General features: G+C 70.4%; 14 protein-coding genes. 2 read left to right on the top strand and 12 right to left on the bottom strand.

What is annotated here, in order from left to right:
* Positions 1–24: 24 nt before the first annotated feature.
* From ACWEVR_RS20685 to ACWEVR_RS20635, 11 genes are all read right to left on the bottom strand, one after another.
* A complete protein-coding gene (locus tag ACWEVR_RS20685; RefSeq protein ID WP_452468278.1) occupies positions 25–1,389 on the bottom strand; it encodes an acetyl-CoA carboxylase biotin carboxylase subunit in 1,365 nt (454 codons plus the stop codon).
* Positions 1,386–1,922: an acetyl-CoA carboxylase biotin carboxyl carrier protein gene (locus ACWEVR_RS20680; protein WP_452468277.1), complete on the bottom strand. Its 537-nt coding sequence runs from the start codon at positions 1,920–1,922 to the stop codon at positions 1,386–1,388. Before ACWEVR_RS20680 ends, ACWEVR_RS20685 begins: the two co-directional genes overlap by 4 nt.
* A gap of 80 nt (positions 1,923–2,002) precedes the next feature.
* A complete protein-coding gene (accD, locus tag ACWEVR_RS20675) occupies positions 2,003–3,697 on the bottom strand; it encodes an acetyl-CoA carboxylase, carboxyltransferase subunit beta (protein WP_452468276.1) in 1,695 nt (564 codons plus the stop codon).
* Complete coding sequence (locus ACWEVR_RS20670) at positions 3,694–5,262, bottom strand: PfaD family polyunsaturated fatty acid/polyketide biosynthesis protein (protein WP_452468275.1); 1,569 nt, start codon at positions 5,260–5,262, stop codon at positions 3,694–3,696. Before ACWEVR_RS20670 ends, accD begins: the two co-directional genes overlap by 4 nt.
* Positions 5,262–7,880: a beta-ketoacyl synthase gene (locus tag ACWEVR_RS20665; RefSeq protein ID WP_452468274.1), complete on the bottom strand. Its 2,619-nt coding sequence runs from the start codon at positions 7,878–7,880 to the stop codon at positions 5,262–5,264. Before ACWEVR_RS20665 ends, ACWEVR_RS20670 begins: the two co-directional genes overlap by 1 nt.
* Entirely contained in the window at positions 7,877–14,533 is a 6,657-nt protein-coding gene (locus tag ACWEVR_RS20660; protein ID WP_452468273.1) for an SDR family NAD(P)-dependent oxidoreductase, read from the bottom strand. Before ACWEVR_RS20660 ends, ACWEVR_RS20665 begins: the two co-directional genes overlap by 4 nt.
* Positions 14,534–14,546: 13 nt before the next feature.
* The gene (locus ACWEVR_RS20655) at positions 14,547–15,155 is read right to left on the bottom strand and encodes an SGNH/GDSL hydrolase family protein (RefSeq protein ID WP_452468272.1); all 609 of its coding nucleotides are present in this window, start codon (positions 15,153–15,155) and stop codon (positions 14,547–14,549) included.
* On the bottom strand, positions 15,152–16,402 hold the full coding sequence (locus ACWEVR_RS20650; protein WP_452468271.1) for an NAD(P)/FAD-dependent oxidoreductase: 1,251 nt from the start codon (positions 16,400–16,402) through the stop codon (positions 15,152–15,154). The genes ACWEVR_RS20655 and ACWEVR_RS20650 overlap by 4 nt, the downstream gene beginning before the upstream one ends.
* A 141-nt stretch (positions 16,403–16,543) precedes the next feature.
* Positions 16,544–18,208, bottom strand: coding sequence for an AMP-dependent synthetase/ligase (locus tag ACWEVR_RS20645; RefSeq protein WP_452468270.1), 1,665 nt, complete (start codon positions 18,206–18,208; stop codon positions 16,544–16,546).
* 87 nt (positions 18,209–18,295) lie between these two features.
* Positions 18,296–19,219 (bottom strand): LysR family transcriptional regulator, encoded by a 924-nt coding sequence (locus tag ACWEVR_RS20640; RefSeq protein WP_452468269.1) that lies wholly within the window; start codon positions 19,217–19,219, stop codon positions 18,296–18,298.
* Positions 19,220–19,337: 118 nt separating this feature from the next.
* Positions 19,338–20,990 carry a 2-isopropylmalate synthase gene (locus tag ACWEVR_RS20635; RefSeq protein WP_452468310.1) on the bottom strand — a complete coding sequence of 551 codons (1,653 nt, stop codon included), beginning with the start codon at positions 20,988–20,990 and terminating at the stop codon, positions 19,338–19,340.
* Positions 20,991–21,252: 262 nt separating this feature from the next.
* Between ACWEVR_RS20635 and ACWEVR_RS20630 the strand changes: the two genes are divergently transcribed.
* Positions 21,253–21,924 (top strand): FadR/GntR family transcriptional regulator, encoded by a 672-nt coding sequence (locus ACWEVR_RS20630; protein WP_452468268.1) that lies wholly within the window; start codon positions 21,253–21,255, stop codon positions 21,922–21,924.
* A complete protein-coding gene (locus ACWEVR_RS20625) occupies positions 21,921–22,703 on the top strand; it encodes an ABC transporter ATP-binding protein (RefSeq protein WP_452468267.1) in 783 nt (260 codons plus the stop codon). Before ACWEVR_RS20630 ends, ACWEVR_RS20625 begins: the two co-directional genes overlap by 4 nt.
* Before the next feature lie 33 nt (positions 22,704–22,736).
* Here the strand turns inward: ACWEVR_RS20625 and ACWEVR_RS20620 are convergent, their stop codons facing one another.
* A complete protein-coding gene (locus ACWEVR_RS20620; protein ID WP_452468266.1) occupies positions 22,737–23,570 on the bottom strand; it encodes an alpha/beta fold hydrolase in 834 nt (277 codons plus the stop codon).
* Between the last annotated feature and the right edge of the window lie 55 nt (positions 23,571–23,625).

Genomic DNA, 23,625 nt, shown 5'->3' with positions numbered 1-23,625 from the left:
TCAGCCCCGTCCGGCCGGCGATGCTCAATGCACGGCGGCCGGAGCGTTCAGGGTGCCGATGAGGGCCGTGTCGTGGGTGGCGGCCCGGAAGGCGGGGTGGTCGAGGATGTCGTGCAGGAAGTCGGTGGTGGTGGCCACGCCGGGGCCGGCGATCGTGGTCTCGGCGAGCGCGCGGCGCATGCGGGCGATGGCCGTCGGCCGATCCGGCGCCCAGACGATGACCTTGGCGAGCAGCGAATCGTAATGTGGCGGAACGGCATAGCCCTGCGCCACATGCGTGTCCACGCGAACGAAGGGACCGGCGGGGAGCGCGCACTCGACGAGCGTGCCGGGGGCGGGCGCGAACGCGCGTTCCGGGTCTTCGGCATTGAGGCGGCATTCGATGGCGACACCGTGCGGCGCGCGCTCGCCGAGGGTCAGCGGCTCGCCCGCGGCGATGCGCAGCTGCTCCGCGACCAGGTCGACGCCGGTGACCATCTCGGTGACGGGGTGCTCGACCTGGAGGCGGCAGTTGACCTCCATGAAGTAGAACCGGCCGTCGGGTGCGAGTAGAAACTCCACCGTGCCAGCCCCGACGTAACCGGCCGCCTCGCAGCCACGGACGGCCGCGGCGCCGATGCGTTCGGCGAGTTCGGGCGACAGGCCCGGCGCCGGCGATTCCTCGACCAGCTTCTGATGCCTGCGCTGCAGCGAACAGTCACGCAGACTCAGGTGACGGACGGTGCCATGGGTGTCGGCGAGGATCTGCACCTCCACGTGCCTGGCCGATTCCAGATAGCGCTCGACATAGAGCCTGCCGTCGCCGAAGACGGCGGCGGCCGCCGCCCTGGTGTGCTGCCAGGCCGTGGCGAACTCGTCGCCGTCGCGCACGACCCGCATCCCGCGTCCACCACCGCCGGCGACGGCTTTGATGATCACCGGGTAGCCGATCTCGTCGGCCAGGGCGCGCGCCGCGTCGGGGTCGTCGATGGCGTCGCGGCTGCCGGGCAGCAGGGGCAGACCCGCGTCGGCCATCAGCGCACGGGCGGTCGATTTGTCACCGAGCCGGGCCATGACCGCCGACGGCGCGCCGACGAACACGAAACCCTCCGCCTGACACACCTCGGCGAAATCCGGGTCCTCCGAGAGGAATCCGTAGCCGGGATGGATCGCGTCGGCACCGGTGGCGCGGGCCGCCTCGATGATCGCGGGGATCGACAGGTAGCTGCGTTTGGCCGGGGCCGGACCGATCTGGACGTGTTCGTCGGCCAGGCGCACCGCCGCGGAGTCACGGTCCGCGGCCGAATGCACCGCCACGGTGGCGATGCCCAGCTCGCGGCAGGTACGGATGACCCGTACCGCGATCTCCCCGCGGTTGGCGATCAGGACCTTGCCGAAGGGGCGGGTCATCGCAGCGCCTCGAACACGATCAGGGCCTGGCCGTGCTCCACGGCGTCACCGTTGTCGACGAGGATCTCCGCCACCACACCCTCGCGGGTCGCGGTGACCGGGATCATCAGCTTCATCGCCTCGATGATGCCCACCTGCTGGCCGGCGCGGACGGGGTCGCCCACTGCGACGAACGGCGAGGCACCGGGTTCCGGCGCTCGATAGAACACGCCGACGGTCTCGGCGGTGAGCGGGAACGTCGATGCGGCACCGTTGTCGGCGGCCCTGTCCACCCGGGCTGCGGCCCCGTCGGCGGGTTCGGTCGGGACGAGAACCAGCTGTCCCGTGGGATCACCCTCGTCGGCGGCCGCCGCGGGCCGCTCGCCCCAGGTGATGCGCAGGGACACCGGACCGTTGGCGACCGTCACCGAGGTCGGGGCGGACCCGGTGGCGCCCACCATCATGGCGTGGCGGCTGAGCACGGCGAGGCTGTGGTCCGCTTCGGTCGGGCTCACGGCCCGCGCGGGAGGGTCGTTGGTCACGGACTCGGTCATCGGTTCTGCTCCTGAATCTCGTTGTGCGGGTTGGTCGGTGCTCCACAAGCTCTGTCGCAAAGCGGTCAACGGACGGCGGATCAGGGAGCCGACCACGAGGTCTCCGGGAGGTCGCGGGCCAGGCCGTAGCCGCGGAAACGGTTGTGCCGCCGGGCGATCAAATCGGCGCTCGGGCAGGCCGCCAGCTCGTGGAGGGATCGGCGCACCGCCCGCCGCAGCAGCGCCGCCGCGCCGACTGGATCGCGGTCGGCGCCACCGGCCGGTTCGGGGACGACGGCGTCGGCGATGCCGAGCTCGAGCAGCGCGGCCGCGTCCACCCGCAGGGCGGCGGCGGCACGGGGCGCGGCGGCCGGGTCCTTCCACAGGATGGCCGCGCAGCCCTCGGGGCTGATCACCGAGTAGATGGCGTTCTCGCACACCAGGACTCGATCGGCCATGGCGAGCGCGAGCGCGCCGCCGCTGCCGCCTTCCCCGGTGATCACGGTGACCACCGGCACGGGCAGTCCGGCCAGCAGTTTCAGTGATTCGGCGATGGCCACCGCCTGACCCTGTTCCTCGGCCTCGATGCCGGGATAGGCGCCCGCGGTGTCCACCAGTGTGACGACGGGCCTGCCGAGCTTGGCGGCCAGGCGCAGCACCCGGATGGCCTTGCGATAGCCCGCCGGGGTTGGCATCCCGTAGTTGCGTTCGGTGAGTTCGGGCCCGGTGTGGCCCTTCTGGGTGCCGAGCACCACGACCGGCAGGCCGTCGAGGCGGGCCAGGCCCGCGATCATGGCGGGGCAGTCGGCCGACATGCGGTCGCCGTGCAGTTCGACGAAATCGTCGAAGGCACCGGCGAGATAGTCCAGGGTGGTCGGCCTGCCGAGCCTGCGGGCCGCGCGCACGCGATCCCAGGATTCGCCGACGGTGAGAGCGGCGGGGTCGGTGATCACGGCGTCGGCGTCACCGGATTCGGTGCGGCGCGCTGACGGATCGGTTGTCGCGACCAGGCGGGCGAGCCGGGTGCGCAGCGCCCAGCGGTGGCAGATGATGTCGACGATGCCGTGCTCGAGCAGGAATTCCGCGGTCTGGAAGCCCTCGGGGAGGGTCTGGCCGATGGTCTGCTGAATCACCCGCGGCCCCGCGAAGCCCAGTCGCGCACCGGGTTCGGCGACGATGATGTCGGTGGCGGTGGCGAACGACGCCGCGACACCACCGTAGGTCGGGTCGGTGATGATCGAGACGGTCAGCACGCCCGCGTCGTCGAGACGGCGCAGCGCCCGGCTGGTCTTGGCCATCTGCATGAGCGCGACGATGCCCTCCTGCATCCTTGCCCCGCCGGAGGCGGTCACGAGCACCAGCGGCGCCCGGTCCGCCAGCGCCGCTTCCGCCGCCGCGGTCACCGCCTCGCCGACGGCACTGCCGAGACTGCCGCCGAGGAAGCGGAAGTCCATGACCGCCAACACGATCGGTGTGCCGTCGACGGTGCCGCGCACGCAGCGGATCGCGTCGGGCAGCTCGGTGCTCTCGCGCGCCTGCCTGATCCGTTCGGGGTAGGCGCGGGTGTCGGTGAACCCCAGCGGGTCGGTGACGGTCGCCGCGGTGGCGATCGGACTGGCCGAGTCGGCGTCGAGGAGTTGGTCGACGCGCTGGTCGGCGGTGAGCATGCCGTGGCCGTCGCATTCGGGGCACACCCGGCTCGCCCGCTCGTAGCGTTTGCGGTAGATCATCGTGTCGCAGGCCGGGCACAGCATCCAGGCCGTGCCGGTGGTCGCGGTGGTGTCGACGACGGTCATCGGTCCTCCAGCGGGCGTGGGACGTAACGGGCGCAGGCGGCGGGCAGCCGCACACCCGCGGTGCGCAGCTGGGCGACGCGGGTGAGGTAAGCGGCGCCGAACAGGAGCTGGCCTGCGATCTCGGCGACGGCGCGGTTCTCCGGGGCGGCGAGATGGGTTCCGGCCGTCCAGGTGTTGAAGGCGCCCATCGCGGGCCCGCACCAGATCTGGTAGTCGGTGACCCGGTCGGCGTCGCCGCGGATGCTCCAGCCCGAGGAGAGGCCGAGGTACCAGCGGAACACCAACGCCATCTTGGCCTTCGGGTCCCGCTCGGCCCCGCTCAGCTGGGCCGGGTCGCGCTCGGTGAAGTACCGGACACACTCCTGCCACACCTCGTCGAGCGGCCTGCGGAACAGGGTGGCTTCCAGCTCGGCGCGCAGCGCGGCCGGCAGCGCGTCGAGCCCCGGGTAGGCGCGGTAGGTGTCGTAGAGCTTCTGCGCGCGGGCCGCGAACATCGTGCCCCGGCGCAGCACCTGCACCTGCACCCCGAGTTCGAACATGTCCGACGAGGGCGACATGGCGCAGTCGGCGAACTCGGCGCGCGCCAGCAGAGTCTTGGTGGCACCGCACTGCGCCGCCTCGACGGCCGACTGGTTGACCGACCCGGTCACCACGTAGGCCGCGCCGAGCCCGAAGGCGGCCGCGACGGCGTCGGGGGTGCCGAGGCCACCGGCGGCGCCGATCCGGACGCGGTCGGCGCCGGACACCGTGGCGGCCAGGCGATCCCGGGCCGTGATCAGTTCCGGCAGCAGCACCGTCAGCGGCCTGCGGTCGGTGTGGCCGCCGGAGTCGGCTTCGGCGGTGATGTCGTCGGCCATCGGCACCTGTTCGGCGAGACGGGCCTGCTCGGCGGTGATCCGGCCCGCCGCCACGAGCTCGCGCAGCAGCCGGGCCGGTGCCGGACGCAGGAACAGTTCGGCGACTTCGACCCGGGAGACCTTGGCGATCACCCGGTGCCCGATCTCGATGTCGCCACGCTGGTCGACGCGGAGGCCGAGGGCTCGATAGCGCACGACCTCGGCGGTCAGGTCCATGAAGGCGGACGCCTCCACGCAGCCGACACCGTGCCGCAGACAGGCGTCGACGATCGCACGTTCCAACGCGGGTTCGCTCGGACTGTGGATGAGGTTGCAGGCGAACGGCTGTGCGCCCAGGTCGGCGGCGAGCTCGCCCAGCGCCGCGTCGACCGCGGCCGGTGCGACACCCGCGGCGCCGTAGGCGGCCAGGTAGCCGTGCCGCGCCATGGCTTTCACCAGGGCGGGCGAGGCGATGCCGTTGGCCATCGCGCCCGCGGCGTAGGCCGCACGGACGCCGTGAGCTGTCCGGAACGCGCTGTCGCCGAGGCGTTCCGGCGGGAGCGGGCCGACCGCGGCGAGCACCTCGGCACGCGCGGCGACGGTCCGGTCGGCGGTGGCGCCGACCTGTCCGCCGGCGCGGACGATCCAGACCGGCGAGTCCAGATCGAGCAGCAGGGCCGTGATGGCCTCGGTGGTGGTGGCGACCGCCACGGTGCGCATCGTGGTCATCACGCTCTCCGATCGACGAGTTCGACGGCCAGGTCGGTCACTTCGTAGATGCGCAGGCCCGGCTTCCACAGCGAGCCGTCCACCACCGCCGTCACCCCGTGTGGTCCGCGACGCAGCGCCTTGACGTGGGCTTCGAGTTCCACGGTGCCGTCGGTGGGCAGGAACTGGCCGCGGTAGCGCCAGCTGAAGGGAATGTCGGCTGGGATGCGGAACACCGGGTCGGCCATGTCCGCGGCGTGACCCGCGTCCAGCAGCCATTCCTGGACGGCGTGGATCACCGATTCGACGCCGAGCGAACCGGGAATGACCGGGTCGAGATGGAAGTGGCGGGCGAAGAACCAATCCGTCGGGTCGATGGGCCGCAGCGAATGCAGGTATCCCGCACCGTGTTTCCCGCCGCCGTCGATCACGTCGACCCGGTCGATGAGGGCCAGCGTGCGGCGCGAGCACAGGGGCGCGGTCGGGTCGGCGCGGCGGGCGGCCACGTCGATCGTCCGAACCTCGGCCGTCGGGTTCTCGGCCAGCCAGGACGGTGCGGGGCGCCCGGCGTCGAGCCCCGTCTGGTTGGCGAGTGCCTCGTCGCTGAAGTAGCCGAACATGGTCTCGCCGGTGTAGAACGGCTCGCCGTCGACGCTGAGCGTGTAGTCGAACGTCTGCAGGGAGGAGCCGGGCAGGATCGTCGTCGACAGCAGCCGTGAGGACTGTTCGATGGTGCGATCGCGCAGGTCGACCTGGCGCAGGACCGTCGCCGTGCCGCCGAGATTGCGCAGGCTGAGAGTTGTACCGGGCTGGGTCAGCGTCGGTCCCGCGTAGTAGCCCATGAGCAGGGCCGCCTGCAGTGAGGTCTCCATGTACACGAAATGCGGCATGGATTCGTTGGCGGTGTCGGCGTAGTACCAGGAGTCGGCGGGCGAGTCGTACTCGGTGGTGTAGGCGGCGTGGTCGAGAGTGCCTCGCGCACCGTCGAATTCGCGCACCCGGTCGACCAGGAGCAGGCCGCCGGTGGGCAGTCGGGTCGCGCGGACGCCGGTGTACTCCGCGAACTCGGGGCCCATGGCGATCGCCTGGTCGCCACGGGCCAGGTGAGTCATGTGGAATTCGTTGAGCAGCAAGCTCGGAACGGCCTCGCCGGGGCCGACACCCGCGCCGGATGCCTCGGTGACGGTGACCTCCACGGACAGACCAGGCTCCCCTGCGGAGAAACTCACCGTGCCCGTGACGTGCGGACGGGGTACGAGATCCAGGGCGCTCACGATGAGCTCCAAGGTGCTGTGGGCCGCGACGCGTCCGGCGACAGCAGAACCGGTCGAGTACCCCTGGCCCACGGGACGCGCAGGAGAGCTCGGCGCTCGAAGTGGCTCGGTCGCCGCGGTCAATGTGCTCCCCGACAGGCACAGGTGCATGCCGGTGAACAGCGCGAACACCTCGGCGGCCTGGCGGGCGGCGACGTCGGGCGCGCCGTCGTACCGGGCGACGACCCGGCCGTCACCCGTACCGCCGTAGAGCTCGATCGCCTCGATCGCGGTGAGCACCAACGGTTCTCCGGCGGCCAGGCGCGCCGCGACCTCGACTCCGTCGCGCCGGTAACCCGGCCCGAACACCTCCGCGATCGCGCCCGCGGCGAGCGACTCGAGCGCCGCGCGGTCCAACTCGGTGCGCGTGGTGCGAGCCAGTGGCTTGAAGGCGCCTTCTCTGGCGGCGGCGACGGACGCGCGGGATGCTCGATCGCCGACCGGTGCCGCGGCGCCGACCGGTGCCGTGCCATGGTGGCCGGGCGCTACCGCGCCGGGGCCTGCCATGGACCGTTGTACGCCCGCGATGGGGTCCGCGATCCCGGTGTCGGGTAGTTCGGCGCTCGTTTCGCCTGCGGACACCTCGCGGTTCGCGGGTGACTCGACAGCGGCACCGAATACCCGAGCCTGATGCCCGCCGAGAACGGCGGTGGAGATTCTTGCGTCGTCGGCTGCGCCACCGGGCACATCGTGGAGCGCGACCGATGCCCCCTCGCCGGCGGGCACCACAGCGGAATCCGCCGCACGCAGCTTCCCCGCCACAGCAGCGGAGTCCGCCGCACCCCGAACTGCGATGGAGTCCGCCGCTTGGACGCCAATGTCGTTGCTGGACAAGGGTGTTCCCACTATGCGCGTATACAGCGCACGCTGTAGAGCGACTTGCGCGGCGAGGGCGGCGCGGTGGGCGGTGACGACGCCGGTGCGGAGTTCGGCGATGGCGGCGCGAGGTGCGGCGGCGCTCCCCTCACTCGTCTCAGCGATCGCGGGCGGTCCCACAGTTGTGGCACGTTCCCCTGCGGATTGGGCGCCATCCCGCGTCTGCCGAGTGAATTCCACTGCGCGCCCATCGGGCACAATCGCGTGCCCGGCGGGCGTCCCTACCGAGGCGGGGTCACTCGCCCGGCTCGCGGAGTCGGGCGCAGGCCGGGCAGGTGCGGAGTCGGGCGCAGGCCGGGCAGCTGCAGAGTCGGGCACCGACCGGGCGGGTGCGGAGTCGGGCACCGACCGCGCGGGTGGCGCGGTGTGCGGCGGCGCCGTCAGGGCGGGTTGGGCGGGGGGCGCGCCGGTCGGGTCGAAGGCGATGCCGTCGAAGTCGAGGGCTGTCATCGGGTCCACTTCCTCACCGAGGTCTGGAACTTGTCCGTCAGGTCGGGCGTCGTGAGGACGGTGACGTCCGAGAAGCGTTGCAACACTGTGCCGTCGGTGGACAGTGCGGTGGCGTCGATGCGGGCTTCGAACCTGCTCGCGCGCGGGTTGTCGACCACCAGGACGAACGGTTCGGTGGTCGGGAGCGGGTGGTGGTAGTCGATGCGGCCCACGCCCAGGGGCAGGCAGGCCGTGCCGAGCAGTCGGTGACCGAGGACGGGCGGGCCCTGCAGGATCAGGTCGGCGGCGACCGGGTCGTGCAGGTGACCCGCGTAGGCGCCTGTGGCGACGGGGTCGGTGGGCAGGTGGCAGTCCAGGACGATCGCGCTGTCGCTCTCGGCCCGGATCGCGCGCAGGCCCTGCAGCGCGGGACCGTGGAACTGGATGGCGTCCCGGTAGATCCGGTCCGCGGGGGTGCCCGGTCCGGCGGGAATCGTTTGCGTGGCACCGCCGTCCGGGTTCGCGGCCAGCAGCAGGGTCGCCCGGAAGTGTGCGAGCTTGCCGTCGAAGACGGTGGCGCGAACCGCCGTACGGCCGTCGAGGTCGTCGATCGGGACGAGCTCGATCTCCAGCGCGGTGACCGGATGATCGAAGACGAGTCCCTTGAGCACCTGGTAGTCACGGACGCCGACCACGGTGCGGCCCGGCCTGGTTCGCTCGGCGAGGTGGATCATCGCGCCGAGGCCGAAGGTGGCGGGCAGCACGATGTGGTCACCGATGCGGTGTGCCTCGATCACGGGTTCGTCGATCAAGCCCGCGATGTCGCGACGGGCCCGCACCGTGGCGGGCACGTGTTCGCCGGTCGACAGGGCGGTGGCGGCGCCGACCAGCAGGATCGGCTCGGGCCTGCGGTCCTCGGTGAACTGGGTGGTGAAGGCGGCCGCGCCCGCGGCCGGGGCCAGCAGCGGGATGCCGCGCGCCCGGAAGTGCTCGCGCAGGTCGGCGGTCACCATGCCGCCGTCCCACGCGCCCCAGTCGATCGCGGTGACGCGGTGCCCGGGATGCCTGCGCCGCCAGCTCACCGCGAACCGGCACAGCGCCTCGTTGGCGGCGGCGTAATCCGCCTGGCCCGCATTGCCGAACAGACCCGCCACCGAGGTGAACAGAACCAGGTCCTTCGGCTCGCCCACCGCGGCGAGGACGGCGGCCAGACCACCGAGCTTCGGGCGCAGCACGCGAGCGATCGAGTCGGCGGTCTTGTCGGGGATCATCGAGTCCGCCAGCACCCCGGCGCCGTGGACGACACCGGTGATCCGGTCGCGCCACGGCGCGACGACCTCGGCGAGTGCCGTCGCGTCGGTGGCGTCGACGGCCAGGTAGTCGGCGCGGTCGCCGAGCGTCGCCAGGGTCGAGCGGATCTCACGGACGGCACGGATCTCGCCGCAGGCCCGCTCGATGTCCTTGGGCCGCACGCCGGTTCCCGCCAGCGCGCGCACCGCGGCGGGCTTGAGGTCGGTGTCGGGGACACCGGCCGCCCAGGCGGGCTCCGCACCGAGCGTGGTACGGCCGAGCAGCAGGAAACGCGCCGCGCTGTGCCGGGCGAGCGCGAGGACGCAGGTCGCCGTCACTCCCCTGGCTCCGCCGGTCACCAGCAGCAGATCGTCCTCGGTGAGCAGCGTCGGCCCGAACTCCGTTGCGGTGCTGACGATCTCGGTGACGACGGCGGGCTTGTGCCTGCTCGGCACCGGTGTGCGACGCAGGCCCGAGGCGTCGACGCCGACCTCGACGGTGTCGATTGCGGCGTCGCATAGCTCCTCGAGCACGATCCGCGCCACCCGCGCCGGAGTCGCCGCAGGCGCGATGTCGAGCGCGCGGCAGAACAGTGTGGGTTCCTCGGCGGCAAGCGTTTTCACGACACCGCCGAGCCCGCCGAGCAGGGCGTGGACCGGGTCGGCGTCCCCGCGCAGGCCCAGATGACCGTCGAGCCGGGTGACCGTGACGAACCCGGCGCGCCCGGTCGCACCGCGCAGGGCGGGCACCACGCGGCCGGCGACCAGGATCGTCTCGGTCAGGATCCGCTCGGCCTGGGCCCACTCGGTGGCGACACCCGCGACGACCACACACAGGTCGGCGGCGCCGGTGTCGGCGCCGGGTTCGACCCGCCGCACCGTCCAGCTGAGCGCGCGCAGCGCTTCCTCGATCGCCTCCACGTCGGTTTCGGCGGACTCGTCCAGGCACACCACCAGCGCCCGGCCCGCGGGCCGATACGGCTCGACCGCGAGGTCGACCGGGGCGAGCTCGACGAGTTCGACGACATGCCGCGGCGTTTCGGCCGCGGCTTCAGCTTTTGGGTGGACATCACCCCCGGCCAGCTCGGCCACGATCTGATCCAGCGAGCGCAGTGTGCCGAGTTGTTCGGGTCCGAGACTGGGCAGGGTCGGGAACCGTTCCTGTAATGCGCCGATCACCTGGACCCGTTTGATCGAGTCGACGCCCAGATCCGCTTCCAGATCCATCGCCGGATCGACCATCTCGACCGGGTACCCGGTTGTGTCGGCGACCACTTCCCGCAGCGCCTGCCGCAGGGTCTCGGCGGAGTGTGTGAACCCCGCGTCGGCTGAGGCGATCTCGTCCCTAGCCGCCGAACCACCGGTCGGCGCGGCCGTGCCGCTCGCCGCACCCGCCGCGACAGACCCGCCGGTAGCTTCGGTCGACGCGTCGGCCGCGAGCAGATCGGCGATCTGATCGAGGGTGCGCAGCGTACCCAGTTGCTCGGGGCCGAGGCTCGGCAGCGACGGGAACCGCTCCTGCAGAGCGCCGATCACCTGCACCCGCTTGATCGAATCGACACCGAGATCGGCTTCCAGATCCATTGTCGGATCGACCATCTCGACCGGATAGCCGGTCTTGTCCGCGACCACTTCCCGCAGTGCCGCGCGGATCGCTTCGCCGTTCAGCGCCTGCGCCCCCGGCGCTCCCTGCTCAGTATCGACGGCGAAGTTCTGGAGGTCGGAACCCGCTGTGCGAGCGGCTGTCTGCGCGACTGCCGACGACGTCGCTGCGTGCTCGTGGGCCACCGGCACAGTCCCGGCTGCCAGCGGTGCGGTGTCGCTCGCACCGGTGAAATTCTGACCGGCCTGATGACCCGTGGGGTAGGCGGTGCCGCTTGCGGCGGAAGTCACCGAACCGGGCACGGTGTTCGTGGGGGCGGTACCGCTGGATAGCGGGGCCGGCGCGGGTAGGTGGCCGTTCGCCGGGGCCTGTGTGGGCGCCGCTGTCAAGGCCTGGGTCGGCGCGGGGGCGTTCACCGCGGGCGGGGTCGCCCGGTAACTGGTCACCGAGTGCGAACCGGCGGCTCCCCCTTCGATCTCGGCCAGCTGGGCGAGCACTTCGCTTGCCCGCGAGTGGCTTTCGCTGATGGCGACTCCGTGATCCTTCACGGCTTCGATGGCGCGCAGCAGGCGGTCGTCGATGGCACCGGTATTCAGCGCGCCCGCCAGCCCCCGGGCCAGATCGAGCTGGCCGTCGAGGTACTGCCGGTGCGTGTCCAGATGCTGGACGAGTGCGGTATCGAGCGGGTCGACGGGGATAGTCACGAGCTGTTCCTCCACGAGCGGGGGCACCAAGGGATGGTGCGAAAGTTCGGATACGGCAGGTGATTCGGAGATCGGGTGCGACGGAGTGCCGGTCCAGCCGTCGACCACGGCACGCGAATCCGCCACGGCCGAACCAGGAACAGTCGCCGGAACATCGGGCAGGGTCGAGCCGCCCCGCGGGGACGCGGTGAGTGAATCAGCAAGTGCGGACGCAGGTTCAGGTGCGGCGAGGGAGCGTGGTGCAGTATCGGCCGCGAGCTGGATGCGGTAGTCGCCCGACAACGCTTCGGCGTAGGCGGCGCGGCGGGTGGCCGGAACGTATTCGGGGGCTGAAAGGGTCACAGTCATCCGGTTTGCCGCCGGGGTGGTCGGCTCGGTGGCGGGGGCGGCGTAGCGATCGATGCCCGACATCTCGACACCGAGGACGGCGAGACGGACGGCCGCCCGCTTCAGTGCCACGTCTCCGTTGCCGATGGGTCCGGAATCGGTGGCGAAGGCGATCACGTCCTCGCCGAGGGTGCGCCGCACCAGCGAGGTCAGCACCTGTTTCGGACCGCACTCGACGAAGATCGTGCAGCCGTCGGCGTGCATGGCCCGCAGCGCGTCGACGAACTCGACCGGCCGGCTCAGCTGCTCGGTCAGGGTCGCCCGGTTGGCGGCGACATCGGCGCCGTAGGACGCGCCCGCGGTGTCGGCATAGACCCGCGCGTCGGGCTCGACGATGTCGACTTCCTCGACGGCGGCACCGAATTCGGTGACCGCGTGCGCCACATACGGGGTGTGGAACGCAGCCGCCACCGGCAGATCCCGGGTAGCCCATCCCTTCTCCGAACTCCGCGCGGTGAAGGCGGCGATGCCGTCGGGTCCACCACCGACCACGATCTGGTCGGGCGCGTTGTGATTGCAGATCCACACATCGTCCAGATCGGCGATCACCTCGGCGACCTCGTCGCGGGCCGCGTTGACGGCCACCATCGTGCCTGCCTCCGCGTCGTCGGCGACCGTCATCGCCGCACCACGCGCCCTGGCCAGACCGAAGAAGTCCTCGGTGCTCAGCGCGCCGGATGCCCACAGCGCGGTCAGCTCACCGAAGCTGTGGCCGAGGTAACCGTTGGCCCTGAGTCCGAATTCGGTGAGCACCCGGAACTGCCCGGCCGCGAGCGCGCCGATGGCGGGCTGTGCGAATTCGGTACGGCGCAGGGCGGATTCCTGCTCGGCCCGGGCCTGCTCGGTGAACGCGGGCGGCGGGAACACCACTGCGCCCAGCCGCTGCTCGGCGCCGACGAACGCGGCGTTGGCTTCGTCGAACGCAGCCCCGACGGGCGGATTGTTCAGCACGGCGTCCAGGCCCATGTCCACGTACTGGCTGCCCTGCCCCGCGAACAGCACACCGACCTTCGGGTCCGGTACGGCGGCTGCGCGGAAGTACACGCCCTCGGGGTGGTCCCACTGCGCGGCATCGGGATCGCGGACCAGTTCGTCGACCGCGAGCGTCCGCAGGTCCGCGGCGGTGTCCTCGTCGACCGAGACGAAGCCGATCCTGGCGTGCCCGGCCGGAATGTCACCACCGTCGGAGCCGGGGGTACTGCGCACGACGTCGATCAGCGCGGCGACATCGGGGGCGTGCCACAGGTGCGCACGCGGCACCCGGTGCAGGACCTGCCCGCGCGTCTGGTCGGCTTCCTCCAGCACGATGTGGAAGTTGGTGCCGCCGAAGCCCATCGCCGAGGCGGCCGCCCGGCGCACCGGGCGCTGCGGGTCGCGCACCCACGGGCGGGTCCTGGTGTTCACGTAGAAGGGCGTCCGGGCGGCGTCGATCTCGCTGTTGGGCGCGTCGACATTGATCGTCGAGGGCAGCACCTTCTGGTGCAGGGCAAGCGCCAGCTTCATCACCCCGGCCGTGCCCGCGGCGCCCTTGGTGTGCCCGATCTGGGACTTCACGCTGCCGAGCGCCGCGAAACCGGTCTCCGAACTGGCCTCGGCGAGCAGCCCTTTCAGCGCGGTCAGCTCGGTCTTGTCGCCGACGGCGGTGCCGGTGGCATGCGCCTCGATCAGTTCGACGTCGGCGGGTGAGCATTCCGCGTCGGCGTAGGCGCGGTCCAGCGCGACCCGCTGCCCCTCCGCGCGCGGCGCGTAGATGCTCTTGGAGCGGCCGTCGCTGGAGGAGCCGAGGCCACGGATCACCGCGTAGATCCGGTTGCCGTCGCGGCGCGCGTCGGCGAGGCGGCGCAGGGCGAGCATGGTGATGCCCTCGCCCAGCAGGGTGCCGTCGGCCTCGGCGGAGAACGGGCTGATCCGGCCGGTCGGCGAGAGCGCGCCGACCTTGCTGAAGCACAGGTAGATGAAGATCGAGTTCTCGGTGTCGACGCCGCCGGTGATCATCATGTCGGCGCGACCGTCCTGCAGTTCGGCGATCGCGGTGCGGATGGCGGCCAGCGAGGCCGCGCAGGCCGCGTCGACGGTGCAGTTCATGCCACCGAGCCCGAGCCGGTTCGCCACCCGGCCCGCCACCACATTGGCGAGCAGGCCGGGGAAGGAGTTCTCCTCCCACGGCGCGAACGCGGCGACGAACCGGCGCGAGATCTCCGCGACATCGCTGTCGGACAGGCCCATCGACCGCCCCGCCTCCGCCAGCACCGGCGTCGACAGGCGCGCCGCCAGCGGATGCATCAGCGGCACCGGGCCGGTGGTGCCGAGCACCACGCCGGTGCGCGCGGGGTCGTACCACTGCGAACCGGTCGCGCCGGCATCGGCCAGCAGGTCGCGGGCCACCCCGAGGCTCAGGGTCTGCATGGTGCTGGTGACCTCGAGCTGGTTCGGCGGCAGCCCGAACTCGAGCGGATCGAACGCGACATCGGGCAGGAAAGCGCCACGGCGCGAATAGGTCTTGTCCGGCGCCGAGCGGTCGGCGTCGTAGTAGTCGTCCAAGCTCCAGCGCGACGCGGGCACCTCGGAGGTGCAGTCGACGCCGTCGATGATGTTCTGCCAGTACTCGCGGTGGGTGTGTGCCTTGGGCAGCAGACCCGACATCCCGACAATGGCGATCGGGTCGCGTGCCAGGCGTCGTTCGACGGTCACGAAAGGGTTCCTCTCAGGCGGCGACAGTGGTGGCGGTGGCCGCGGCGATCAGTTCGGCCGCGGCGGCGGCGAACAGGCGGTGGCCCACCGGACTCGGGTGCAGACCGTCGGCGGTCCACACCTCGGGCCGGGCCCATTCGGGCCTGGCGGCGATATCGAGAAGCAGGGCGCCGGTGTCGTCGGTGACCCGGGCGAGGACATCGTTGGCGGCGGCGAAACGCTCGCGCAGCAGGGCGCGGAAACCGTCCGGCACGGGCAGGCGGGCGGGGATATCGGGGTAGCTCGCGGTGAACACCGTGGCTTCCCCGGCCCGCAAGGTGGTGAAGATGGTGTGCAGGTTGTCGGCGAAACGAGCCTCGTCATACGCGCTGACCAGGTCGTTCACGCCGACAACCACGCCGTAGAGGCCGGCCCGCGCCGCCGAGGTCGCCGGTGCGAGCTGGCTCGCGACGACATCGCCGGTGGTGGCGCCGTGCGTGCCGAAGTTGCGAATCGTGGTTGGCCGCAACCCGAGCTGACCGCCGAGGCGCGAGACCCAGCCGCGGTAGCCACCCGCCGCGGCGGGGTCGCCGCGGCCTTCCACGAAGCTGTCTCCGAGCGCCGTCAGGCCGGCCGCGATCACGCCGACACCCCGGTATTCACGATGTGCCGGTCGGCGACCGGGAAGTCCACTTCCTCGTAGAGCGCGGTGAGCTCGGCCTCACCGAAGAACTTGTCCGGCGGGTACAGCCCGGCGATCAGCCCGAAGAACTTCTTCGAGTAGTGCTCGCTGCGGCTGGCCGCCCGGAACACCGAGTCGTAGTACGGGGTGAGGGTGAGCTCGGAGATGGACTGGGTGAGCTCGTAGGTGCTGGCGCTCTGGGCGTCGCGCTCACGCTGGTACTCCGGCAGCGTCTCCTCGAACGGGCGTGCGCCCGAGAGGCTTTCGTGCACCAGGTCGGCCAGTAGCTGGCCGTACTTGAAGGCGTCGGTGATGCCCCAGCCGGTGAACGGGTCCTTGTGGTAGCCCGCGTCGCCGACCAGCGCCCAGCCGGGACCGAAGGACTGGCGACGGTAGTTGTCGGGGTAGAGCATCGGCCGGAACGGCTCGACCCGCTTGCCGGTCTCGCGCAACCGCGCGCCGATCTCCGGGTCGATCTGCTCGACGATCTCCTGCACGCCGGCATCGGGATCGGTACGGAAGTCACGGAACCGGTCGCGCTTGCGCATGACCGCCACCAGGGCCAGGCCGTCATTGGTCGGCCAGGAGGCGAACTGCTGCTCACCGAACCCGGTGCGGTGGTGCATGCCCCAGTCCACGCCCTCGTAGTACGAGTAGTAGACGAAGCACGCCGCGGGCGAACCCTCGTAGGTGGCCGCGCCGACCTCCTTGGCGACGAGGGAGTTCGAACCGTCCGCGCCGACGACCAGTTTCGCGCGGAATTCCTGCTCGGGACCCTCGCCGACGCGGCCACGGATACCGGCGACCCGGTCACCGTCGCGCAGCAGACCGGTGACGGTGAAGCCCTCGATCACCTCGGCGCCGGACTCGCCCGCCGCGTCGACCAGGATCTTGTCGAGGACGGTGCGGCGCGGGCAGTAGACGGCGTCGATGCCGTCGGCCGAGGGATCGGCCATGCCCCGGATCTCGATGTCGGTGTAGGTGAAGTTCAGGTGCCGGATCGGCGGGCAGCCGGTGGCCACCACCGTGTCCAGCAGACCCCAGGACTTCAGAAATCCGAGACCGGCCTGGTGGATGTAGTGCGTGGACGGGGTGTCGCTGGGAAAACTCGCGCGATCCACGGCGAGCACGCGGTGGCCCTGACGGGCCAGCAGCATGGCCAGGGGCGAACCCGCGACCCGGGTTCCGACGACGATGACGTCATACATGATGTGATCACTTTCGGTGGTCGAATTCCGATTTCGAGTCTGTCGCCGGTGGAATACGGAAACCACTGGGGGCACCGCAATTCATCGGCCGATCGGTCCCGGCTATCGTCGGCGGGACCGGTGGGAGAATTTCGCGTCGCGTTACCCGCGCGACATGTAGAGCTGATCTATTTCGGCGGAATAGGTTTCGGCGATCGCGGCCCGGCGCAATTTCAGCGACGAGGTGAGCAGGCCGGCGTCGACGGTGAAATCGCCGTCGATGATGCGGAATGCGCGAATGGATTCCGGTCGCGACACCAGGGAATTCGCCTCGTCCACGGCGGCCTGGATCGTCTCGGCGGGATCGGCATCGGGATGCTCGGCGCGCCACTTCGCGTACCGCTCGGCGTCGAGGGTGATCAGCGCCGTCACGAACGGGCGACCGTCACCGACGACCATGCAGTTGCTCACCAGCGGATGCAGCCGCACCCGGTCCTCGAGCGGAGTCGGGGCCACGTTCTTGCCGCCGGAGGTCACCAGGATCTCCTTCTTGCGCCCGGTGATCCGCAGGTGCCCGTCGTCGAGTTCGCCGATGTCGCCGGTGTGCAGCCAGCCGTCGGTGTCGACGGGCCGCTGGTCGGCGGCCGCACCCCAGTAGCCGGGCGAGACGTGCGGGCCGCGGACGAGGACTTCACCGTCGGCGCCGATGCCGACCTCGGTGCCCGGGATGGGACGGCCAACGGTGCCGAGCCGGTTGGTGGACGGTGCGCTCACGGTGACCGCGGTGGCCGCCTCGGTGAGGCCGTAGCAGTTGAGGATCACCACGCCGAACCCGGCGTAGAAGCCCGCGGTGGTGTCGTCGAGGGAGGCGCCGCCGGAGATCACGTGGCGCAGCCGCCCGCCGAACGCGGCCGCGACGGCGTCGTCGGTGGCGGTGGGTGCGGCGCCCTCGGCCAGCAACGTAAGGCCACGCTCGACGGCCGCGTCCTCCTGCCCTTCGGTGAGCAGCGCGCGGACGTGTTTGCGAATCTTCTCCAGCGCGTACGGAATCAGCGCGAGGAAGGTCGGGCGCAGCGTCGCCAGCGCCGGGACCAGGTCGGGCACGCCGGGCAGCAGATGGGTGCGGCTGCCGCCGTACAGGCAGGCGAACAGGATCGTCTGGCCGAAGACGTGGGACAGCGGCAGCGCGAGCACGGTCGTGCCGTCGAAGATGCCCTCGGTCTGGCGCGCGGTGTTCGCGGCGGTGACATACATGTTGCGGTGGCTGATCATGCAGCCCTTGGCCAGGCCGGTCGTGCCGCTGGTGTAGACGATCATCGCGAGGTCGGCGGCGCCCACCGCGGCGATCCGCGCGTCGAGGTCGGCGTGCTCGACGCCCTCGGCCCATGACCCGATTTCGGCGAAGGACCACACCGCGCCGCTCGCGCCCGCGCCGGTCAGCCGGGCCGCGTCGTCGGCGGTCTCGGCCGCGTGGAACCGGCTTCCGCTGTCGCTCAGGATGTGTGCGATCTGCGCCGGCGAGGAGGTCGGGTACACCGGCACGATCACCGCGCCGACAGCCATGGCCGCGCAGTCGAGCAGCGCCCATTCCAGGCTCGTGCGGCCGAGCACGGCCACCCGGTCCCCCGCCGCGACCCCGCGGTCGAGCAGGGCCGAGGCGAGCCCGCGGACCCGGGTGTCGAGCTCGCCGGTGGTCAGCTGGGTGCCGTCGGCGGCACACAGTGACGGGCGGGCCGGATCACGCCGCGCCGCGTCGGAAACAATCGCGTACAGACTGGACGAATCGGCCGGAACGAATCCGTTCGCGGTAGCAGACACTGTGTTCACGAATCGAATTCTTCACGGCGTCAACCATTCCCGTCGCTGCCGCACTCGCTGTTCCTACCGCACGAAAGTCATGTCCTATCGAGGGGTTCAGGCCGACATTGCGCGGACATCATCGAGTTGTGCCGATTCGACGCATTCCAGGAACAACGCGACCGCGGGATTCGGTTCGTCGGCCCGCCAGACGGCGTGCAAATCAAGGGTCGGTACCGGATCGAACAATTTCACCGCCACCGAACTACTGCCCGGCACACCCATTCCCATCGAAATCGCGCGCGGCAGCGAGGCGAATCCGACGAGTGGTCGCACCGAGACCATGTGCGCGGTCGCGCCGGGGTCGTCGGCCGAATGCGTGACATTGAGCGAGATCCTGGTTTCGGCCGCCGACCGCAGGATGGTGTCGTACATCGCCGGGCACTGTTCGCGGGCGAACAGCACGCAATCCTGACTCTGTAGTTCCGCGAACGGGACTCCGGGCCGGTCGGCCCACCTGTGTCGGCGGCCGACTACCGCGACGAGCGGAACCCGGTGCAGCAGGCGGCGATAGCGGAAATCGGCGGTACTGGGATGCCCGTAGACCAGGGCAACATCGAGGGAACCGTCGGCGAGGGCGGCCAGCTGGGGGCCGGTCCGCTTCTCCCACAGCGACACCACGATGTCGGGGTGCCGTTCGGTCATCCTGGTGAGTGCCTCCGGCAGCACATGCCTGCTGGCGGGCAGGTTGTAGCCGATGCTGAGGCTGCCCGCCCTGCCCTCGGCGGTGGCCTTGGCCGCCTGGGCGGCGCGGTCTAGCTGAGCGACGATCAGGCGGGCCTGGCTTTCGAACTCGCGCCCAGCGGGGGTCAGCCGGACCTCGTGGGAGTTCCGGGCGACCAGCTGGACGCCGAGCGATTTCTCCAGCTTCTGCAGCTGGGCACTGAGACTTGGTTGGGTCAGATGGAGGCGCTGCGCTGCGCGACCGAAATGCAACTCTTCGGCGATGGTGATAAACGAAACGAGATGTCGGAATTCCATGACGCCGGCTCCTTCCGAGTACCACCACGCTATCGAGGCCGGATAACCGGTGATGAATAGCGAGCGCCCAGCGGTCGCCGCGCGCATTGCCGATCGGTGAACCTGGCCGCGCCGGTTCCTATGTGGCCGTGTTCGCTGCGTTCATCACCGCCTCGAGCGACGCGGCGACGGGCGAGGCGTCGAGGCCGAATGCCCATCCGGTTCGGCCCGCGGCTCGATACTCGACGTAGCTCGCAGCGGTGCCGTCAGCGGCGGCGTGCTGGGTGAGGCCGAGGATCTCGATGGAGCCGACGGTTGTCTCGGCGAGGGCAGTGGTCAGGGCATCGACCGGGCTCGCCTCGTGGGTCGAGTGGTGTTCGGTGCCGTGCGCGTCCAGGACGATTTCGGTGGTTCCGTCGAGGAACTTCCACTGTACCAACGTGATCCGACGCTCGGCGGCGGTGTAGCTCTGCTCGAACAGGGTGCGGAGCTGTTCGGCGTTGATTTCCGCGCCGCTGTCGTCGGTGTGTTCCTGCACCCGCTGCGCGAAGTCGATCTGCAGGCGGCGCGGCAGCTCGAGACCGTATTCGGTGTGCAACAGGTAGGCGATGCCGCCCTTGCCGGACTGTGAGTTGACCCGGATCACGGCATCGTAGGAGCGGCCGAGATCGGTGGGGTCGATCGGCAGATACGGCACCCGCCATTCCGATTCGCGCTCGGGCACGCCGAGGGCCGCTGCCCGCTCACGATGCTCGGCCATGCCTTTGCCGATCGCGTCCTGGTGGGTACCGGAAAACGCCGTGTGTACAAGATCGCCCACGTACGGGTGCCTTTCGTGGACGGGCAGACGCGTGCAGTACTCGACGGTGCGGCGGATCTCGTCGATATCGGAGAAGTCGATCATCGGGTCGACCCCTTGGGCGTGCAGGTTCAGCGCCAGGGTGGCGATATCGACGTTCCCGGTGCGCTCACCATTGCCGAAGACACAGCCCTCCACCCGTTGGGCACCGGCCAGGACGGCCAGCTCGGCGCAGGCGACACCGGTCCCCCGATCGTTGTGCGGGTGCACCGACAGGATCACCGCGTCCCGCCGGGCGAGATTGCGGTGCATGTATTCGATCTGGTCGGCGTAGACGTTCGGCGTGGCCACCTCCACGGTCGCGGGCAGATTCAGCGTGACCGGGCGGTGCGGGGTCGCCTGCCACAACTCGGTGACGGCGTCGCAGATCTCGAGGGCGAAATCCGGTTCGGTCAGGTTGAACACTTCCGGCGAGAACTGGAACCGGACATTCGGCAGCTCGCCGGCCAGTTCCAGGACATCGCGGGCGCCGGTGACGATCAACTCGCGCAGCTGCTTCCTGTTCTTGCCGAGAACCACCTCGCGCCAGACCGGCGCCGTGGCCGTGTACAGGTGGATGATCACGTCGTTGGTGATGCCGCGGACCGACTCGACGGTCCGTGCGATCAGGTCGCGACGCGCCGGGGTGAACACGACCAAGGCCACATCCGGCGGCGCGATGGGGCATTCGGCCAGCAGGCGTACGAAGTCGAAGTCGGTTCGCGACGCGGACGGGTAGCCGACCTCGATCTCCTTGTAGCCCATGGCGACCAGGAGTTCGAAGAACCGGCGTTTGCGCGCCGGGTCCATCGGCTCGGCCAGTGCCTGGTTGCCGTCGCGCAGGTCGACCGGGACCCACAGTGGCGCGGTGGTGATCCGTGCGCTCGGCCAGTCACGTTGTCCGGCAGGCACTGTCACGCGATGGTGGACATCTCGATATCGATACGACGGCATCGCCGAGTGACGTTGCCGGTTCCATGCGGGCGCACCATCGGCAAGAGAACCCGAAGGTGTTGTCAGGGTGGGGAATTCGGTCATGACTTGCTCTACTTCCCGGCCGTCCAGGGCCGAAGTCGACGGAGACCGGCCACGACGGAGCCCCACGGCGGGGCGGCCGGTCGTCAGGCCCCGCCGTGGCGGCCGAGGAGGAGCGCGGTGTAGGTCATGATGGGTACACTTCTACCACAACTCCTCAGACAAGTAGAGAGGTCACCAGGTGACACCCCAGGTAAGGCGCCAGCCACTGGCGGCTCAAGCGGCCGAACTGCTGCTCGCGCGGATCCGGGCGGGCGAGTGGCCCTTGGGTCATCGATTACCGGGCGAGACCTTGCTCGCCGCCCAGTTGGGGGTCGGGCGGTCGACCGTGCGTGAGGCGATCCGCGAACTCGCGGGCAAAGGCGTGCTCGACAGCAGGCAGGGCGCAGGCGTGTTCGTCACCGCGCTCGACGTGACCGAGGACTGGGATGTGGTGCTGCGTGGTGCCACCATCGTCGCGGTGATCGAGGCCCGCATCGCCATCGAAGCGGAGGCCGCGGCCCTCGCCGCCCAACGACGGACACCCGCCGACCTGCGGGCCATCCGGCGAACTCTGGCGGAACGCCGCGTCGAAGGTCGGCCCGTCGCCGATCACGTCGATGCCGACATGGCCTTCCATCGTGCGGTCGTCGTCGCCGCGCACAACGATGTCCTCACCCAGCTTTTCGACAGCCTTCTACCGCGCCTACGTCTGGCCATGATCGACATGCTCGAGCTTCGCCCGGTCCGCTCCGAGCAGGACGACCAGCACGCACACGAGCAACTCGCGCAGGCGATCGCGGATCGAACACCGACTGCCGCAGCAGAATTCAGCCGCACGCACCTTTCCGCCCTCAAGGAGGCCTTCACATGACCGGCAGCCCCGTGATCGAACTGGACGATGTGACCTTCCGCCGGGACGGCAAGAAGATCATCAACGGGATCTCGCTGACGGTGCGCGCCGGCGAGCACTGGGCGCTCCTGGGGCCCAACGGCGCAGGCAAGAGCACGCTGTTGGGATTCTGCGGTGCCGTCACCTTTCCGACGACGGGGACCGTGCGGGTGCTCGGGGAGCAGTTCGGGCGGGTCGAGTTGGCTCGGCTGCGGCGCTCGATCGGACATGTGAACCCGCGGCATCGGCTGCCGCACGCCCTCTCGGTGCGCGAGGTCGTGCTCACCGGCCTCACGGGCACGATCGACACACCGATGCGCTGGTCACCGAGTTCCGACGAGCTGGAGCGCGCCGAGCAGATCATCGACACTCTCGGCCTGTCCGGCAAGGCCGACGATCTCTGGCCCACCCTTTCCCAAGGTGAGCGCGGCCGCACTCTCATCGCCCGGGCCCTGATCAGCAACCCCCGGGTCCTGCTCCTGGACGAACCGTCCACCGGCCTCGACCTGGCCGCCCGCGAACAACTGCTCACCACCCTGGACAGCCTCGACCGAACCCACCCCGAAGTCGCCTCGATCCTGGTCACCCACCACCTCGAGGAACTGCCGAGCACCACCACCCACGCCCTGCTCATCGCCGACGGCCACACCGTCGCCGCAGGCCCGGCCACCGAGGTCATCACCACCGACCACGTCTCGACGGCCTTCGCCCACCCGATCGAAGTCCGCTACGACGGACGCTGGAGCGCCCGCGCCCGCTGAGCGCCGACGAAATCCGCGATGCGCGGCGCTCCTTCAGATGGCGCGGTCCGCCTCCGCGCTGGCGAGGATCGAGTGGGCGAGGGCGTCGGGGTCTTCGAGCATCGCTAGATGACCTACTCCGCGAAGGTATTCCAGCTCGGCACCCGGCACCGCCTCGTAGTCGTGCGCCGACTCCGGGTCCCAGCGAGGATCGGAGTCTCCGAAGATCACGAGGAGGGGCTTTCCGGCGTCGATGAGGCGCTGGGGCACGGTTCGCGCGGCGAGGTAGTCGATGTTGGCGGCGAGAATCGCACGGAAGGTTCGATAGGACATCGCGCGTAAGTCGGCCACGGCACCGTCGGGCACCGTGATCGTCGTCGCCGCGGTCGCTGACAGTCCGCGGCGGATCATCGAATCGGTGCGGACCGCCCACACGAGCGGACCGAACGGCGGCGAGGTGAGTGCCCGGATGATCGCGGGCTCAGGGAGCAGCGCTGCCAGACTCGGGCCCGTGCTGACCAGCACCAGATCGCCGACTAGATCGGGTCGACTCTCGACGAGGGCCGTCGCGATATACCCGCCGCTGGAGTGACCGACCACCCGCAGATTCCGGACCCCGAGATCGTCCAACACCTTCGCCACCCGATTCGCTTGTTGCGCAACGGCGTACGTCGATGCCGACTCCGACCGGCCACATCCCGGCAGGTCGATCGTGATCACCCGATACTTCGCGGCGAGCGACGGCACCACGGGTGCCCACATCGAACCGGTTGCGCCCGAGCCGTGCACGAGTAGCAGGGGCGGTGCGGCCGGGTTCCCGTCGATGACGACGTGCAACCCGCGGATTGTCGTATCCTCACGTGGCTTGAGGGGACTCGATGCGCTCATACCGCCAGCATCGCCGTCGACCCGTCACGACGTATTGGACAAATGTCAGGCTGTT

It is taken from the genome of Nocardia sp. NPDC003979 (assembly GCF_053605015.1).
The sequence above is the reverse complement of the archived record's forward strand: the minus strand, read 5'-3'. Positions and strand labels throughout refer to the sequence as shown.

Bases quoted from the DNA above. Each gene is read 5' to 3' on its own strand.
- ACWEVR_RS20685 (WP_452468278.1), bottom strand. From the start codon at position 1,389: ATGACCCGCCCCTTCGGCAAGGTCCTGATCGCCAACCGCGGGGAGATC.
- ACWEVR_RS20680 (WP_452468277.1), bottom strand. From the start codon at position 1,922: ATGACCGAGTCCGTGACCAACGACCCTCCCGCGCGGGCCGTGAGCCCG.
- accD (WP_452468276.1), bottom strand. From the start codon at position 3,697: ATGACCGTCGTCGACACCACCGCGACCACCGGCACGGCCTGGATGCTG.
- ACWEVR_RS20670 (WP_452468275.1), bottom strand. From the start codon at position 5,262: ATGACCACGATGCGCACCGTGGCGGTCGCCACCACCACCGAGGCCATC.
- ACWEVR_RS20665 (WP_452468274.1), bottom strand. From the start codon at position 7,880: ATGACAGCCCTCGACTTCGACGGCATCGCCTTCGACCCGACCGGCGCG.
- ACWEVR_RS20650 (WP_452468271.1), bottom strand. From the start codon at position 16,402: ATGTATGACGTCATCGTCGTCGGAACCCGGGTCGCGGGTTCGCCCCTG.
- ACWEVR_RS20640 (WP_452468269.1), bottom strand. From the start codon at position 19,219: ATGGAATTCCGACATCTCGTTTCGTTTATCACCATCGCCGAAGAGTTG.
- ACWEVR_RS20635 (WP_452468310.1), bottom strand. From the start codon at position 20,990: ATGCCGTCGTATCGATATCGAGATGTCCACCATCGCGTGACAGTGCCT.
- ACWEVR_RS20625 (WP_452468267.1), top strand. From the start codon at position 21,921: ATGACCGGCAGCCCCGTGATCGAACTGGACGATGTGACCTTCCGCCGG.
- ACWEVR_RS20620 (WP_452468266.1), bottom strand. From the start codon at position 23,570: ATGAGCGCATCGAGTCCCCTCAAGCCACGTGAGGATACGACAATCCGC.